The organism is Pseudomonas sp. OVF7 (assembly GCF_030644265.1).
Classification (GTDB): Bacteria; Pseudomonadota; Gammaproteobacteria; order Pseudomonadales; family Pseudomonadaceae; genus Aquipseudomonas; species Aquipseudomonas gorinensis.
The window spans coordinates 2,864,564-2,879,987 of the sequence record NZ_CP128996.1 but is presented as its reverse complement, the minus strand read 5'-3'; the positions used below and the strand labels follow the sequence as shown (position 1 = coordinate 2,879,987).

Genomic DNA, 15,424 nt, shown 5'->3' with positions numbered 1-15,424 from the left:
GATGAGCGCCCCGTTGAAAGCCTCGGGGCAAAAGACGCCGTATTTAACCACAAGCGCGCAGCCGAAACCAAAGGCTGTGCCACGCCTAGTCTGAGCATGTCCGATAAAATTGAACTTCGCGCAGAGGTGCCGTCCGAATTGGGCGGCCAACGCCTCGATCAAGTCGCCGCACAATTATTCGCTGAGCACTCGCGCTCGCGCCTTTCCGCCTGGATCAAAGACGGCCGCCTGACTGTGGATGGAGCGGTTATCCGCCCGCGAGACATAGTGCATGGTGGTGCGATTCTTGAGCTGACTGCCGAGCAGGAAGCCCAGGGAGAATGGGTCGCCCAGGACATCGAGCTGGACATCGTCTATGAAGACGACGACATCCTGGTCATCAACAAACCCGCAGGCCTGGTGGTTCACCCGGCGGCTGGGCACGCTGATGGCACCTTGCTCAATGCCCTGTTGCACCACGTGCCGGACATCATCAACGTCCCGCGCTGTGGCATCGTGCACCGTCTGGACAAGGACACCACCGGCTTGATGGTGGTGGCCAAGACCATTCAGGCGCAAACGCAACTGGTTACACAGTTGCAGAGCCGCAGCGTCAGCCGCATCTACGAATGCATCGTGATCGGCGTCGTGGTGGCGGGTGGCAAGATCAACGCACCCATTGGCCGTCACGGCCAGCAGCGCCAGCGCATGGCGGTGATGGAGGGTGGCAAGCAGGCCGTGAGCCACTACCGTGTGCTGGAGCGTTTCCGCTCCCACACCCATGTGCGGGTCAAGCTGGAAACCGGCCGTACCCACCAGATTCGTGTGCACATGGCCCACATCAACTTCCCGTTGGTCGGCGATCCGGCCTACGGTGGTCGCTTCCGCATTCCGCCAGCGGCCAGTGCCACCATGGTTGAGTCGCTCAAGTCATTCCCGCGCCAGGCGCTGCATGCACGCTTCCTGGAACTGGATCATCCGACGAGCGGTAAGCGGATGAGCTGGGAATCGCCTCTTCCAGACGATCTGGTGTGGCTGTTGTCGCTGCTCAAGCAGGATCGCGAGGCGTTTATCGGATGAGTGACTGGCTGATTCCTGACTGGCCCGCGCCGGCTCAGGTCAAGGCCTGCGTCACCACCCGTGCGGGCGGCGTCAGCCTGGCGCCGTTCGACAGCCTCAACCTGGGCGATCATGTCGAGGACAGCCCTGAGGCGGTGCTCGAAAACCGTCGTCGCCTGACTGAAGCCTTTCATATCCAGCCGGCCTGGCTGCGTCAGGTCCACGGGGTGGTGGTGGTCGAGGCTGACCCGAGCCGTATTGCCGAAGCTGATGGCAGTTGGACCAGTACCCCGGGTATCGCCTGTACGTCCATGACGGCCGATTGTCTGCCCGCGCTGTTCTGCAACCGTGCCGGTACCCGCGTCGCCGCTGCCCATGCCGGCTGGCGTGGCTTGGCGGCGGGCATCCTGGAGGCGGCTGTCGAAAGCCTGGAAACCGAGCCTGCCGATATCCTGGTGTGGCTGGGCCCCGCGATTGGCCCGCAAGCCTTTGAGGTTGGCCCGGAAGTGCGCGAAGCCTTCATGCAACAGCTACCGGGTACCGCCGAAGCATTTGTGCCGAGCCGCAACCCTGGCAAGTTCATGGCCGATATCTACCAATTGGCCCGTTTGCGCCTTGCCGCACGCGGTGTCACTGCCATCTACGGTGGCGATTTCTGCACCGTGACCGATCCCCGCTTCTTTTCCTACCGGCGCAATCCGCGCACCGGTCGATTTGCCTCCCTTATTTGGCTGGAGCGCTAGACTCTTCTGATCTGCGTCAATTGGCCATAGCTTGAATCTCCCAGAATCGGCCACATCTATAAGGCTATCTGGCAGGTTTCTTCATTCAGGATGTGTTACTCGCGAGCATGCTCGCTCATACATAGCTCCGGCCTGCTCAAAAGGAAGGTGACTAATGCGTATTGATCGTTTAACCAGCAAATTGCAGTTGGCCTTATCGGACTCCCAATCCTTGGCGGTCGGTCTCGACCATCCGGCGATTGAGCCTGCGCACTTGATGCAGGCGCTTCTGGAACAGCAAGGTGGTTCTATCAAGCCGCTGCTGATGCAAGTGGGCTTTGACGTCAACAGCCTGCGCAAGGAGTTGAGCAAAGAGCTCGACCAACTGCCGAAAATCCAAAATCCTACCGGCGACGTGAATATGTCGCAGGACTTGGCACGCCTGCTCAACCAGGCTGACCGCCTGGCGCAGCAGAAAGGTGACCAGTTCATCTCCAGCGAGCTGGTGTTGCTCGCCGCGATGGACGAGAACAGCAAGCTCGGCAAGTTGTTGCTGGGTCAGGGCGTGAGCAAGAAAGCCCTGGAAAACGCCATCAACAACCTGCGCGGTGGCGACGCGGTGAACGACCCCAACCATGAGGAGTCGCGCCAGGCACTGGACAAGTACACCGTCGACCTGACCAAGCGTGCCGAAGAGGGCAAGCTGGATCCGGTGATTGGCCGTGACGACGAAATTCGTCGCACCATCCAGGTTCTGCAGCGCCGCACCAAGAACAACCCGGTGCTGATCGGTGAGCCTGGCGTGGGTAAGACCGCGATTGCCGAAGGCCTGGCCCAGCGCATCATCAATGGTGAAGTGCCAGACGGCCTGAAGGGCAAGCGTCTGCTGTCCCTGGACATGGGGTCGTTGATTGCCGGTGCCAAGTTCCGTGGCGAGTTCGAAGAGCGCCTCAAATCCCTGCTGAACGAGCTGTCGAAGCAGGAAGGGCAGATCATTCTGTTCATCGACGAGTTGCACACCATGGTCGGCGCCGGTAAAGGCGAAGGCTCCATGGACGCTGGCAATATGCTCAAGCCCGCGTTGGCCCGGGGTGAGCTGCATTGCGTCGGTGCGACCACGCTTAACGAGTATCGCCAGTACATTGAGAAAGATGCGGCCCTTGAGCGTCGCTTCCAGAAAGTGCTGGTGGAAGAGCCGAGCGAAGAAGACACCATCGCGATCCTGCGTGGCCTGAAAGAACGCTATGAGGTCCACCACAAGGTAGCGATTACCGACGGCGCGATCATTGCGGCGGCCAAATTGAGTCATCGCTATATCACCGACCGTCAGTTGCCGGACAAAGCCATCGACTTGATCGACGAAGCGGCCAGCCGCATTCGCATGGAGATCGACTCCAAGCCGGAAGTACTCGATCGTCTGGATCGGCGCCTGATTCAACTGAAGGTCGAATCCCAGGCCCTGAAAAAGGAAGAAGACGAGGCCGCGAAGAAACGCCTGGAAAAACTCCAGGAAGAAATCCAGCGTCTGGAACGTGAGTATTCGGACCTCGAAGAAATCTGGACCTCGGAAAAAGCCGAAGTGCAGGGGTCTGCGCAGATCCAGCAAAAAATCGAGCAGTCGCGCCAGGAGCTGGAAGCGGCACGCCGCAAGGGCGACCTGAACCGCATGGCGGAGTTGCAGTACGGGGTGATCCCCGACCTGGAGCGCAGCCTGCAAATGGTCGACCAGCACGGCAAGAGCGAAAACCAGTTGCTGCGCAGCAAGGTGACCGAGGAAGAAATTGCCGAAGTCGTCTCGAAGTGGACCGGTATCCCTGTGTCGAAAATGCTCGAAGGCGAGCGCGACAAGCTGATGAAGATGGAAAGCCTGTTGCACCAGCGCGTCATCGGTCAGGAAGAGGCGGTGGTGGCGGTGTCCAACGCGGTACGACGTTCCCGGGCTGGCTTGTCCGACCCGAACCGTCCGAGTGGCTCGTTCATGTTCCTCGGCCCGACCGGTGTGGGTAAGACTGAGCTGTGCAAAGCCCTGGCCGAGTTCCTTTTCGATACCGAAGAGGCCATGGTGCGCATCGATATGTCCGAGTTCATGGAGAAACACTCCGTGGCTCGGCTGATTGGGGCTCCACCAGGCTATGTAGGCTACGAAGAGGGCGGTTACCTGACCGAAGCAGTGCGGCGCAAGCCTTACTCGGTGATCCTGCTGGATGAGGTCGAGAAGGCCCACCCGGATGTGTTCAACATCCTGCTGCAAGTGTTGGAAGATGGCCGCCTGACGGACAGCCACGGGCGTACCGTGGATTTCCGTAATACGGTGATCGTGATGACCTCCAACCTGGGGTCGGTACAGATCCAGGAACTGGTGGGTGATCGCGAAGCCCAGCGCGCTGCGGTGATGGATGCGTTGACCTCGCACTTCCGCCCGGAATTCATCAACCGGGTCGACGAAGTGGTGATCTTCGAGCCTTTGGCGCGGGATCAGATTGCGGGTATCACCGAGATCCAGCTGGGACGCCTGCGCAGCCGCCTGGCCGAGCGCGAGTTGTCGCTGGAGCTGAGCCGCGAGGCGTTGGACAAATTGATCGCGGTCGGTTACGACCCGGTGTATGGCGCACGGCCATTGAAACGTGCGATCCAGCGCTGGATCGAGAACCCACTGGCGCAATTGATCCTGTCGGGCAGCTTCATGCCAGGGACCAGCGTCACGGCGACCGTGGAAAACGACGAAATCGTCTTCCACTGAGCCTTGCCTGTATGGCGATAAGAGGAGGCCCCGCATTGCGGGGCCTTTTTTTTCGTTAGGGCGTTGAACTGTAAGGCAAAGGCTTGTAAAGTGCGCCCCGCAGCAACGTCAGCCCACGGGTTTCTTCTCCCCAAGGAGAAATCAGAAAGAAGCGCAAATCATTGTCTTAAAAGCAATTTAAAGGGTTGACAGGGGTTTTTAAGATTGTAGAATAGCGCGCCTCAGAGACACGAACGTAGCGATACGGACGGATCGAAGAGAAGGTTGTATCGCAGTAAAAGTTGTAAATTTGAAATGTGTAGTTCCGTGATAGCTCAGTCGGTAGAGCAAATGACTGTTAATCATTGGGTCCCAGGTTCGAGTCCTGGTCACGGAGCCAATTTCAAAACCGGGGTATAGCGCAGTCCGGTAGCGCGCCTGCTTTGGGAGCAGGATGTCAGGAGTTCGAATCCCCTTACCCCGACCATTTTTGGGTCGTTAGCTCAGTTGGTAGAGCAGTTGGCTTTTAACCAATTGGTCGTAGGTTCGAATCCCACACGACCCACCATTTTTGAGACCAGTTGACGCTGGAATCAAATCTTAGAATCAGAGGTTCTAGCTCTGATAGAGGCGGTTTTACGGTTTTGGAAAGTGTTACAGCACTTAGATATCGCCGTAGACATGCAGCCGTCTGAGGCGAACAGTAGTTTCGGTTCGTCATGATGTCAATGTGCATAGGCTTTGCGATGCGCATTCCGGGGTATAGCGCAGTCCGGTAGCGCGCCTGCTTTGGGAGCAGGATGTCGGGAGTTCGAATCCCCCTACCCCGACCATATTTAATGAAAAAGGCGTCTTTATGACGCCTTTTTTTGTGCCTTGAGCAAAGTCGTACCGTTCGTCTGGAAAAAATCCGGATTTCGACCTGGTTCTTTATTCCGGGCATGCGAAAGCCTCTGGCCAACCAGAATTCCCTATAGCCAGTGCGCTTTGATTATGAGCGTACTAGGGCGATGCTCTGGAAAATGATGAGCTTCGCATTGAATGCTCAGTTGAGGTGCGTTTCCTGAATGTGCCGACACCAAGCCCGCTCGCCATTAGCGTCAATAGTAGACTCTGCTCTACTTGATCTACTGGTGGGTCCATAGAGCATGTCATTGACTCGCGATGCAGTTGCGCAGATGCGAGCTCGAGAGCCTTCTGTAGCGCGCTTCGGCCAGTCGACTTGGTCCGCCGATCAATACTGACCTCTGTGCTGCTAGATTGTTGTGGAGCTGGCAGCTTCTTGGGCTCTGGTTGAGCGGTTTCCTGTGAATGCACACCTATTTTGGCGGGTAAGGGGGCAGAGGGTTTGCCACTTGGATCAACCCGTGTCACTCGGCTCAGAGCGCCCTGAGCCCGACTCCGCTCATGTAGAACAGCACGCATATGGTCGTAGTCCGCCTCTATGTAATTCATCGTTGTCGCTAGATTCGAATGATTCAGCAGGCTTTTCGTGAGATGAATGTTTCGCTCAGGCTGCTTCATCAAGTCTGTTGCTAATGTGTGCCTGAAGCGGTGAGGGGTCATGCGCACGCCGATCTTATCGGTGAGCTTGCCGTACATTGACTCCACCTGGTCGATGTTCATTTCCTTGCCATGGAAGTGACGAGAGAATCTGTTGACGTTGAACAGCTGATCGTCTGGTGAAAAACCGATTTTCTCGGCCTCCCCCAAGATCCTGGATAAGTGTGGAGCGAGTCCTTCCATAATGGGGAGGAAAAACTCCCGATGGGTCTTCTCTGTTTCACCGCGGACCAAGATCATCTGGCTGTCCCAGTCGATATCTTTGTAACGCAGGCACAGCAGGGCATTCAGACGTATGCCTGTGTAATAAAACATCTCGAAGACGCTGAGCCAGAACCAGGCAGGTGTGATCTGGCTACGTTCATGCGTACAACGTTCTTGGCCTACAAGGGATATGAGCCAGTTGCGTGCTCGTTGGATGGCGTCTCCATTGATTGTCTTGCTGGCTCGCTTTGGTGGGATAACGCTGGTTTTCTTGAATGGGTTGATCGTGGTATGGGTCATCAGGCCGTGTTCTATGGCGTAGCCCCAAACAGTTCGAAGGTGATTTGAATAGGTGTTCCAGCTGCGTTTGGATAATCCGTTCTCAAGGACTTTTTTTCGCCATGTCAGAACCGCACGATGATCGATCTCCTCAACTGAGGCCGTTCGGAAATGCTTGAGTAGTGCTTTGGTCGAGGCGCGATAGATCTTTGCACTGGCAGGCCGCAGATCATGGGCAAAGATGTATTCCTCCGTCAGATTCGAGGGCGTCGTCATTGTGGCGGCTCCGTTGCTTCTGACTTCAAGGACAGGCTGATATTGTCGAAAGGGACCTCAGAGAAGATTGTTCGCGGGTCTAGTAGTAAGTACCCCTTGAGCTGCTTGGATTTTCGAGGTCCAACAACGTCACAGGTCCAAATATTCAAACTCTTATGCGTTTTTCGATGAAGTTTCTGTTTCTCGAAACTACGTTGAACCAGCTGCCAGGCGCTGACTTGCTGTACTTTGGCTTGCTGTTCGATATGGGGGAATTCAAGGACGTAGCGTTTGAAAATTCCAGGCGTTACCAGCATAGCGGTCCCTGCTACGGTATGAACCAGCGCTTTGGTATCGTTGATAATGATGGTCCGGGATGCGATGCCTTTCTTAAGCCATTCAACAAATCCCTGACCGATCTCGGTGTTATTGCTAGGCATCGGAGTGACTTCTTCGATTATTGCTAAAGGCGCACCTCCTTGATTGGAGGTTTGGGAAGGCTGGATTTCATCCAGTTTCGGAGGCGCGGTATGTGCCGCTGAGACCGCTTTGTTTTTGGTGTCTTCTGATGGCTCATTGATGTTACCAAGGAGCGCCAGTAGCTCGTCAAATTCATCTGTACTGCTCGAGGAATGCTGAGGTAGTTCGAACGGTGATGGCTGTGCCGGTGCTAAAGGCGCCGGCACAGGGCTGGATTGAATTTCCGAAGGCAACTTTTTGGCCGGTGTGGCGACGGTATTTTCAGCTGCAGAGTCTTCTACCGGGTTGCCAGCTTCTACCTCAAGAGTCCCAGCGTAAGCTGTGGGCCGATCACTTGGATCATTCCAGATCAGTGCCGGTGAGAGCTTCAGCAGGGTGAAGGTGTTTCGCCAGCCACGACCATTGTCTATCGTGGCTTTCCAGATTGCCTTGTCTTGGGCATTGGTTTGGATTACCCCCTGATCTTGCAGCATGTTGAAGAAAGGCGCATTCGTACTGGGTACACCTTCAACGCCTTTGGTCAGCAAATAGGCTCGCAATTGATCAGCAATAGGCTTGCTAACCAGCCAAAGAGCATCCTGTGTCAGCCATCCATCTGACGGTCCATCGGGTTGATTCAGTTTGAATGTATCTCGGACCAGGTGACGCAACCCATCTGCTAATTGACGCTGCAAAGACTGTTTGGGCGCGGACAGCGCGCGGGCTGGATTTCCACCGAGCTCCTGTGCGACGGACGCCTGATCGGCCTTGACCACGATCTCTCCCAAAATGCCGGCATGTTCGTACTGACCAGCCAAAATGAAGATTAACTGCGACCACACTTCGGGGAAATTACTGAGCCAATCTAAGATTTCTGAGGAGAGGATCTGCGCGTAGATCAGTGCGGCAGCGGCTCCGTGAAGTTGGTAGTTGCGTCCTTTCACGTAACGGAATCGATAGGGACGATCGATTGGGCCGTGCCACGGGTGCCAGGTTTTACCTCCTGCCAGCTCGACGTGCACGTCGACGGCGATCTTGCCGAGGTCGTGTATCAGAGCGCCGTAAGCCGCGGCGGCAGTCCAGGCCTCAGCCTGTGCTGATTGAGACTCCGGCGGTGCGCCTATAGGAAGCAGGTAGCTCTGTCGAATTTTCAAGGCATAGGCGACGATTTCAAGCCCGTGATCCAGCATGCCGCCAGGGTGTGCATGATGGTGGTTTTGCGAAGCAGGGAGCTGCTGGACCAACTCCGCGTAGCGCTCAAGTGGACGCCTATAGAGCTCGACAAACTGTGAGCGAGATAACGATGCGCGCTGCCAAATGTTCTCCAGTAGTTTCTGACGGCGCGGCGATGCCAGTAGTGCTTGGCTAGAGGCCGGCTGTATAAAACCGTTAGGGGAGGGGCTTTGGGCGGGTAGCGCTTTATTGCGGCGGAAAATAGAGAACATCGCCTGCTCCGTAAATGATTCATGGGGCAGGCTTTTCTCCTATCAAAGGGGGGGCGAGCAAGGGGAAAGGATCACTGGTTGCCTCGGGTATTTCTTTTGGCGAAGAGCCATCTTTCTATGGTGGTGACGGAGAAAGGAATGCAGAATTATCGTCGTTTCGGTCTAAGGGCACGGGGCCGCAGATCGACTATGTGAGGAAAAAATGATGGTTTCACTTCGCTACGCTACGAAATCAACCTCAGATAATGTTTGGGCACTTTGTGATTTGATACGTGACAATAAGTGTGATGAGATCATTCTTTTTGCTAGTGTAGGGAATGATCTTGATGATGAGGAAGCAAGGTGGGACAACAACCTTCCTCTGGTTGTCGCCTTAGCTAAATATATTATTCCTCACGTTGATAGCGTCTTGGTCATTTTTGATGGAGTGTTTCTAACCGCTGCGCGTTCCGCTCGTTATGGTGAAGTACGTGAACTGCTGGATGTAGCTATTGCGTCTGACAAGGTTTATTACTCTGGGCAGAGAGCCCCACTTACTAGCGAAATGACTCCTGACGAGGCTGTTTCAACTCTTATTAATTTAGGTTCTATCCAACCGTTGACGGTTGAGTCCAGAGCTGAATACTTTTCTTTGCTTAGTAATTTTACAGAAGACGAGTTAGTTGAAGTTTATTCGACTCGCGAGATGCGTTGATGAGATTGGACCTTTTTCCCGCTGAAAGCGGCCCTTTCGGGTAAGGCTTTTACCCTTGTGAACCATTCCATTCGCTTCTACAAAACCTTTTACCTTTTGGGCCATTTTTGTTGTGAAAGGGGGGCATCTGGTGCTGAAGGCAAAGGCCGTTTGTCTCATGATCTTGCAGCATAGAAAAATCGGTATTATAAGTAATGTCAAATCGCCCCTAGACCGGGTAAGAAGGAGACGCACCATGACCGCACAGACCTCTCAGGGAGTAGCAAGTCGCTTAGGCTATGGCCTGGGTCAGGCTGCGCGCCTCGTTTGGTGCAGTCAGAACCGTACCCTGCGTTGGGTCAAGCGTCTGGTTGTGGCTGCCGTACTCCTATATTTTTCTGCAGACATTTTCAGCGGGATTATCAGCGTTGCAGTATTTACCTTGGTTTTGGGTGGAGGGCTCTGGGCGTTGAATCACAGACCTACGCCTCGCAGAAACCAGATAGAGTATGGTCAATGCTATGGCCCCGATGGCTATGGGTACTATGTTGCTGGTCAACGTGTAGACGACGATGATTAAGGGTCTCATATCAATGATATGAGACCCTTACGTTACATAACGCTACGTTTGACAGTATTCACCCCTTCCTGACCTGCCTTTTGAACATCTTTTGTTCCGCTGGTAAGGCCTTCCAATGCTTTTCCTGCGCTCACCCCTGCCCATCCCAGCGCGCCCATCCAAAACACTGGCAGGATGATGAACATCGAGCCCATCACGAAGTTTAAGATTGCGTCCTGGGTGGCAGTGTTCAAACCCATCACAGGATCAAATGATAAATGCGGAGAACCGGCTCCATATAAAGCGTCCAATATCGTGGTATCGACCCATCTAGCCAGTTGAAACCAAAAGTCCACGAATATCAGAGCGAAAAAAACAACGGACATAGTCATGGCCACTTTTAGTTGGTAAGCCCCGACGATTAGCACCAAGGGAATGCAAATCACCATCGCCATTTTCAAGAACGCCATGACCATCGGTAGCGCCTGGCGAACCATGTCCATCGCTGGAAAATAGGCCATAGATCCTAATGCAACCCCGAGAGTCCCCGCTGCCCGGGCTGCACCATTCCACACAGTTCCGTCGATTTGTCCCCCGTAGTCCGTATAAACATCCCCTTTCACCTGGTTCGACGGCGAGACCAGTTGCCGGACAAGCGAGTCAGTGACTTCGTCCGGGGACAACCACTTTGCCCAGCCGAGCATTTTGGTCATGAGGTCCGGCGACACTTGAGCCTTGATACGGTCCCGCAGTCCCACTCCGCTATCTGACCACCATTGTTTGCAAGTTGGATAGCCCCCACCTCCACCCACTTGTGGTAAACCCACATCACGAGATGCGTTATAGGGCCATGATGCCCTTGGAGTTTTGGAGTAGTCCGTGTCGTAATAACCCGAGGTGTTCAATAAATAGTGCGAACCAATCCAGCTGAGTTCCTGCGCAAAACGAGGGTCATTCCCTTGCGCTCCCAATTCGGGTTGGCGCATGAATAATCTGGCACGGGAGGGTCCATAGCAATCGTGCGTAAAGTCGCCAATTTCCTGAGCCAATAGCGGGTTGTTGATCTTGGTGTTGCTAACTTCCATGCGTACTTGCCGTAAATCAGTCCCGCAGGGAATTGCTGCTACAGCGCCATTGGTTAATCCCTTTGATAATGCATGCATTAATGCCCACCACATGGGCATCTGGGCACTCTTTCCTGCCAGTGAGCTGAATGTTGTGTTCCAGCCTGTGTCTGTGGGTTTAGGTAAGTTGTATTGACATTGCTGAGCTCTACTCTGGTCAAATGCCAAGGTATCAAAACTCACATTGACGGCTGGTACAGCGAAGAATGCGACTACGATGTAGCCAACGTAGATATTGGTTTCGATACGTGCCAGTGAGAGAACGCCTTTGTTGCCCTCATCGGCCCCCTCACCACGGACTTTCAGCCACTCTCGAATAACGATGATGCAGAAGGGGAGGGCGAATAGACCGGTATCTGAAATCATCGCCCAGATACCATTGTTGATGATCCAACCGACCAACGTCAGGTAGTACTCTAAATAGTCATTGGTGTAGAGCGTCACAGAACACCCCCTGCCTGATACAGCACCTTGCTCAGTTCAACCATCAGAAATAATAAGATCACCATTATCTCGATCTTCAACAGGCCTTTGCGCCGTTTCGAGCGTTCTGAGTTCGATAACCGTACCTTGAATTTGAACCAGGCAACGGTCAGTGCGATATAAAGCATTAGGCGCCAGGTAAAGAGCGGCCAATAGTGGTCGGTGCGCCAGGCTTGCCATTGCTCGGCGCTGTCGAACATGTTCATCAGGACAGCGCTGAGTAGGACTACGAGGGCGGCAGTCGCGAGCAAAACACCCAGAACAAGCAGAATGCTCCTCCCGGTTCGTCGAACCAGCGAACGGTTGGGAGCGGCGACAGGCTCCTGTATTTCGGTCATGGCCTTTCTCACTGTTTGTTCTGGGCGGGTGACTGCAACTGGTCCAATCGATTCGTTTCTGGGGCTCCCGGGGACACGCCACGAGAGTCTTCTGCCCGTGCTTTGCTGCGTTCAATGATGGTCAGAGGCGAGTTCTTCGCGAGCTGCTGACGCATGTCCAGTTCCATTTTGAGGTTGCCGATCTCCTGTTGCAGCGAGGAGCTCTGCTGGCCGACTGCCTGGACGGCGAGGTCATTAGCCGCGACGTTCGGTTCCCGACTGCCTGCCATCAAGGTGCGCTGTAGGGTCAGAGCTTTCTCCAACACATCGGACAACGCGACTTCGGAGGCAAGCCGGCGAGCGAGTACGTCCTGGTCGCGCTCATCCTTGAGTGCTGCTACAACGCCTCGGGTGATGGGTAACGAGTTGCTGCTCGCTGCTTCCAGGTTTTCTAGCGACAGCGTTTTGCTTCCGCTCAGCAGTTCCTGCAGGGCCTTCAGCTTGGTGTCGTACGTTTCCTGGATCAGCGGCGTGAGGCCGACGCCTGCGGCTGTCACCGTTTTAGGGCAACTGTCACAGGTCTGCTGTTGTTGTTCACCCAGGACACGATTGGCAAAGGTGGTGGCTTCCTGGGGCGATGACCAGACATTGCACACCATGCCGTTGTTGCAGTTCGCTTTACTGATGGATGCGGTGTCGCCGGCCGCGCGCTTGTTCAGAAGGTTGTAGCCCGCCTTGGTGACGTCGCCTACGATACGAATTGGCTTCTGACCGGAACCACCTGCTCTATCACCACCAACCCAAGTGACGCCATCGTTTCCACCTTTCTTTTCGACTTGTTCCACCGCCGACACTGCGTCTGTGTTGGATGTTAGCGCCTGACTCATAGCCTGACCTTCAGCAAGCTTGCCCCAGCCCATTTGGTTACCGGCGATATCCGCCATCTTTTCGCCAATGGCGCGGCAGGTGCCTTTGGAGCGGTCGAAGTCCAGGCGGGCCTGCAAAATGCCGTTGGTGATGAGGTTGTATAGCGCCGGGTTCGCACGTTGAAGAATCAGTGCCGGCAGCGAAGCCACGGCGCTGGTGGCGCTCTGTACCACCGAGCTCATGATGTTTTTGAAGCCGGAAGTGGCACCATTCAATTGGTTTTCAAGGGTTGTGCTCAGGCTCATGTTTCCGCAGATTAGATTGGTATTCCAACCGCCTCCCACAGAAATACTATCCATGTTGCCTGCGCTCCCCATGGTGACTGCGTTGCCGCCGCCAATGCTATACAGCACGTTGTCCCCAATGACGCTTCCGGAGGAGGAGACGTTGATTGGATCAGCAGAGAGCGCTATTGCACTGCTGAGGCTGCAGGCGAGCCCTATCGCCAAGGTAGTGAGTTTCATGCTTTGCTCCGATCGCTGTTTCATTGGAAGTCCGTACTGCCGAGGAAGGTCTGTCCTCGACGCTGGCAACACGAATAAGGGCGCCAGAGTGCCCAGGCGTAGCCGCCATCCTGCGCATCGATGTTCGGATCGATGGTGGGAAAGGTTGCGCAAGTCGGGTTGAGGACTGGGGTGAGCTCTTGCCACTTACCAGTGGAGGCGTCACCTTCGCGTAGCGGCCCTGCGGGCCAGTAACCGGGGTAGGGAAGGGCGAGCATCGGCAAGTAGACATGGACCTGGCCTGGGCGGGTAACCACGTCGCCGGCACGCTGCGCAATAACTGCGCCCGTTTTGTAGTCGTCAGTCTGGTTAAGGAAGCCGCTACGCGGGTAGACGTTCCCCCAGCTGCTTGCTGAGAGCAGGCTACCGACTTCGCGCATGCCCGGAATGAGTGCTTCGGGGTATACGGATTCCGGGACGCCGTATCGCCAAGCAATGGGGTCAAGGGTGCTCAGAAAGTAAGGCACAAGCGGTAAGGTTGCGCCTTTGCATACATAGCCCGAGGCGCTGGCAAACTGACTCAACGCCGCACCACCTGGATGGCCGATGACATCGGCTTCCTTAAATTTGATGATGTTGTTCTCTGCAACGTGATTGGTAGTGCCGTCGTTGCCCGCTTGGGCCATCGGATTCGGGGTGCCAAGAGGTGACATCTCTATCCAAGGGTTCATCCCGGTATTCGCATATGCAGACACCACAGCGTCCGGTACGTAGTGACGAACCTTGGTCGAGGTTTTGACTTTGCATCCGAATGGCGTGCAGAGCAGCCAATAGCAGATGCCGACCACTTTGTACTCCAGGCAGGTTGGTGACAGGGTCGAGGCAATAATCGCTGCCGAGTTGATCGCAGCCGATGCACTGAATGACAGGCTGAAAGTGATAGCCAGCGACAAAGGCCGGATCGCAAAACGTGAGCGTCTCATCGTGACAGGCTCCGTGCTCGTTCAATCAACGCGACGGCTTTAGCTGCGTCAGGCTCGCCGTACACGACGTAGCGACGATCTACGACCACGGCTGGGAGTTTTTCGACTCGCAGGCTCCAGGCGTCTATGACGCCCTGCTGGGCTTGGGCCAACTCGTTTTGCAGATGCTTCCCTGCAGGGCTGACAAGGTAGCGTTGAATGGCCGCTTCTGCCTGGCGTGGATCGGCGGGTAGTTGGTTGGAAAGTTGTTCTTCAAGGCGCTGCTGATCATCCAGGAAGATGACGCGAGCGCCAGAAGGTGCGGATACTGGATGTGCTCGGTTTGTAATGACCCACGTCTCCGCGTGGGACGCAGTTGACAAGAACAGTAGCAGTGAAAACAGCCAGCGCCGCGTTTCGCTAATGTGGGTAAGGATCTGGAGCATGGCACCGTACCTGATATGGATTCAGGTACAGAAGACCGGATGGCTGTCTTGAGCGCAGTAAGAAATAGGAATTTGGAAGCTTTGGGTATTTGAGAGCGACGAATTCGTGTGGGTTGGATTAGAGATGGCACTTGGTCGGCTCAAATTGACGACGCAGTGAGTACGCAGTTAACTGGCTATCCACACAGCAAGAGTTCAAGCCAAGTTTATGAGGCGACCCTTCTTGGCCCCATCGCCGCCGATGGTCCACAGTACGCCAGTCGGACGAGTCTCGCCACCGCCCCACGACATAACGAAAAATCACTTCTATTGAAGCTTCGGGCGACATCAACGGCAAAATGCTCGCCCTGCCGATATCGTCAGCGGGTTTGGTCGTGCTGGAGAAAACAACCTCAAGATTCGAAGGCTTTATCTTTATCCTTGGGCAGGCAGTAGTTTGTGCTGTCCTGCTTGAGATCCTTCACGATCAAATGTTGCAAACGGAGCGCCTGCTGCACAGCTTCAATGTCATCTTCGATGACGTTAAGGATAAGATAAAAACCTATCCTCCGAGACCGTATTGCTGTTAAAGACCATCCTGCCGATTGCGTTTTCGGTGCTCTACGTAGTGCCTAATTTCCGCAGCCCATGAGGCTTTTGTGACACGTTCGTAGTCTCATTTAGCTACGCCCAAACGATTCATCCGCCTGTAGCGGTCAAAGCCGCTTTTCATAATAGGAAGATATGCATTTTTATAAAAAATCTCTAGATGCTCCAGGTGGGATACGAGTTGATTTCTGATGGTCGTATGATGCATTCAGCGTGCT

12 protein-coding genes and 4 tRNA genes are annotated in these 15,424 nt (G+C 54.8%); 9 read left to right on the top strand and 7 right to left on the bottom strand.

The window, feature by feature from the left end:
• Positions 1 to 96 precede the first annotated feature (96 nt).
• The 7 genes from rluD to QU606_RS13245 all read left to right on the top strand — a co-directional run bounded on the left by rluD (position 97) and on the right by QU606_RS13245 (position 5,312).
• Positions 97 to 1,059, top strand: a complete 963-nt coding sequence (rluD, locus tag QU606_RS13275) for a 23S rRNA pseudouridine(1911/1915/1917) synthase RluD (RefSeq protein WP_024073341.1) — start codon at positions 97 to 99, stop codon at positions 1,057 to 1,059.
• Positions 1,056 to 1,781: a peptidoglycan editing factor PgeF gene (gene pgeF / locus QU606_RS13270; RefSeq protein ID WP_069075204.1), complete on the top strand. Its 726-nt coding sequence runs from the start codon at positions 1,056 to 1,058 to the stop codon at positions 1,779 to 1,781. Before rluD ends, pgeF begins: the two co-directional genes overlap by 4 nt.
• Positions 1,782 to 1,935: 154 nt before the next feature.
• Complete coding sequence (gene clpB, locus QU606_RS13265) at positions 1,936 to 4,500, top strand: ATP-dependent chaperone ClpB (RefSeq protein WP_024073343.1); 2,565 nt, start codon at positions 1,936 to 1,938, stop codon at positions 4,498 to 4,500.
• A 303-nt stretch (positions 4,501 to 4,803) separates the two neighbouring features.
• Positions 4,804 to 4,879, top strand: a tRNA-Asn gene (locus QU606_RS13260).
• Between the two features lie 10 nt (positions 4,880 to 4,889).
• Positions 4,890 to 4,966: transfer RNA gene (locus tag QU606_RS13255), tRNA-Pro, on the top strand.
• Between the two features lie 5 nt (positions 4,967 to 4,971).
• Positions 4,972 to 5,047, top strand: a tRNA-Lys gene (locus QU606_RS13250).
• A gap of 188 nt (positions 5,048 to 5,235) precedes the next feature.
• A tRNA-Pro gene (locus QU606_RS13245) sits at positions 5,236 to 5,312 on the top strand.
• Positions 5,313 to 5,481: 169 nt separating this feature from the next.
• Here QU606_RS13245 and xerC read toward each other — a convergent pair.
• Both xerC and mobH read right to left on the bottom strand, forming a co-directional pair.
• Positions 5,482 to 6,801, bottom strand: coding sequence for a tyrosine recombinase XerC (gene xerC / locus QU606_RS13240; RefSeq protein ID WP_008432853.1), 1,320 nt, complete (start codon positions 6,799 to 6,801; stop codon positions 5,482 to 5,484).
• On the bottom strand, positions 6,798 to 8,684 hold the full coding sequence (mobH, locus tag QU606_RS13235) for a MobH family relaxase (protein WP_008432854.1): 1,887 nt from the start codon (positions 8,682 to 8,684) through the stop codon (positions 6,798 to 6,800). The genes xerC and mobH overlap by 4 nt, the downstream gene beginning before the upstream one ends.
• A gap of 205 nt (positions 8,685 to 8,889) precedes the next feature.
• Between mobH and QU606_RS13230 the strand changes: the two genes are divergently transcribed.
• Positions 8,890 to 9,378 carry a hypothetical protein gene (locus tag QU606_RS13230; RefSeq protein ID WP_019821334.1) on the top strand — a complete coding sequence of 163 codons (489 nt, stop codon included), beginning with the start codon at positions 8,890 to 8,892 and terminating at the stop codon, positions 9,376 to 9,378.
• 235 nt (positions 9,379 to 9,613) lie between these two features.
• A complete protein-coding gene (locus tag QU606_RS13225) occupies positions 9,614 to 9,937 on the top strand; it encodes a hypothetical protein (protein WP_008432855.1) in 324 nt (107 codons plus the stop codon).
• Positions 9,938 to 9,969: 32 nt separating this feature from the next.
• On the opposite strand, the gene QU606_RS13220 is transcribed toward QU606_RS13225, so the two are convergent.
• The 5 genes from QU606_RS13220 to QU606_RS13200 are packed head-to-tail and all read right to left on the bottom strand — an operon-like array spanning position 9,970 to position 14,618.
• Positions 9,970 to 11,484 (bottom strand): conjugal transfer protein TraG N-terminal domain-containing protein, encoded by a 1,515-nt coding sequence (locus QU606_RS13220; protein WP_008432856.1) that lies wholly within the window; start codon positions 11,482 to 11,484, stop codon positions 9,970 to 9,972.
• Positions 11,481 to 11,861 carry a hypothetical protein gene (locus QU606_RS13215; protein ID WP_008432858.1) on the bottom strand — a complete coding sequence of 127 codons (381 nt, stop codon included), beginning with the start codon at positions 11,859 to 11,861 and terminating at the stop codon, positions 11,481 to 11,483. The genes QU606_RS13220 and QU606_RS13215 overlap by 4 nt, the downstream gene beginning before the upstream one ends.
• 8 nt (positions 11,862 to 11,869) lie before the next feature.
• Positions 11,870 to 13,231, bottom strand: a complete 1,362-nt coding sequence (locus tag QU606_RS13210; RefSeq protein ID WP_024073345.1) for an integrating conjugative element protein — start codon at positions 13,229 to 13,231, stop codon at positions 11,870 to 11,872.
• A gap of 20 nt (positions 13,232 to 13,251) precedes the next feature.
• A complete protein-coding gene (locus tag QU606_RS13205; protein WP_008432863.1) occupies positions 13,252 to 14,193 on the bottom strand; it encodes a TIGR03756 family integrating conjugative element protein in 942 nt (313 codons plus the stop codon).
• Positions 14,190 to 14,618, bottom strand: coding sequence for a TIGR03757 family integrating conjugative element protein (locus tag QU606_RS13200; protein WP_008432865.1), 429 nt, complete (start codon positions 14,616 to 14,618; stop codon positions 14,190 to 14,192). Before QU606_RS13200 ends, QU606_RS13205 begins: the two co-directional genes overlap by 4 nt.
• Between the last annotated feature and the right edge of the window lie 806 nt (positions 14,619 to 15,424).

Excerpts from the sequence above, each read along its gene's own strand:
- mobH (WP_008432854.1), bottom strand. The coding sequence starts at position 8,684 with ATGTTCTCTATTTTCCGCCGCAATAAAGCGCTACCCGCCCAAAGCCCC.
- QU606_RS13225 (WP_008432855.1), top strand. The coding sequence starts at position 9,614 with ATGACCGCACAGACCTCTCAGGGAGTAGCAAGTCGCTTAGGCTATGGC.
- xerC (WP_008432853.1), bottom strand. The coding sequence starts at position 6,801 with ATGACGACGCCCTCGAATCTGACGGAGGAATACATCTTTGCCCATGAT.
- QU606_RS13205 (WP_008432863.1), bottom strand. The coding sequence starts at position 14,193 with ATGAGACGCTCACGTTTTGCGATCCGGCCTTTGTCGCTGGCTATCACT.
- QU606_RS13230 (WP_019821334.1), top strand. The coding sequence starts at position 8,890 with ATGGTTTCACTTCGCTACGCTACGAAATCAACCTCAGATAATGTTTGG.
- rluD (WP_024073341.1), top strand. The coding sequence starts at position 97 with ATGTCCGATAAAATTGAACTTCGCGCAGAGGTGCCGTCCGAATTGGGC.
- clpB (WP_024073343.1), top strand. The coding sequence starts at position 1,936 with ATGCGTATTGATCGTTTAACCAGCAAATTGCAGTTGGCCTTATCGGAC.
- QU606_RS13200 (WP_008432865.1), bottom strand. The coding sequence starts at position 14,618 with ATGCTCCAGATCCTTACCCACATTAGCGAAACGCGGCGCTGGCTGTTT.
- pgeF (WP_069075204.1), top strand. The coding sequence starts at position 1,056 with ATGAGTGACTGGCTGATTCCTGACTGGCCCGCGCCGGCTCAGGTCAAG.
- QU606_RS13215 (WP_008432858.1), bottom strand. The coding sequence starts at position 11,861 with ATGACCGAAATACAGGAGCCTGTCGCCGCTCCCAACCGTTCGCTGGTT.
- QU606_RS13210 (WP_024073345.1), bottom strand. The coding sequence starts at position 13,231 with ATGAAACTCACTACCTTGGCGATAGGGCTCGCCTGCAGCCTCAGCAGT.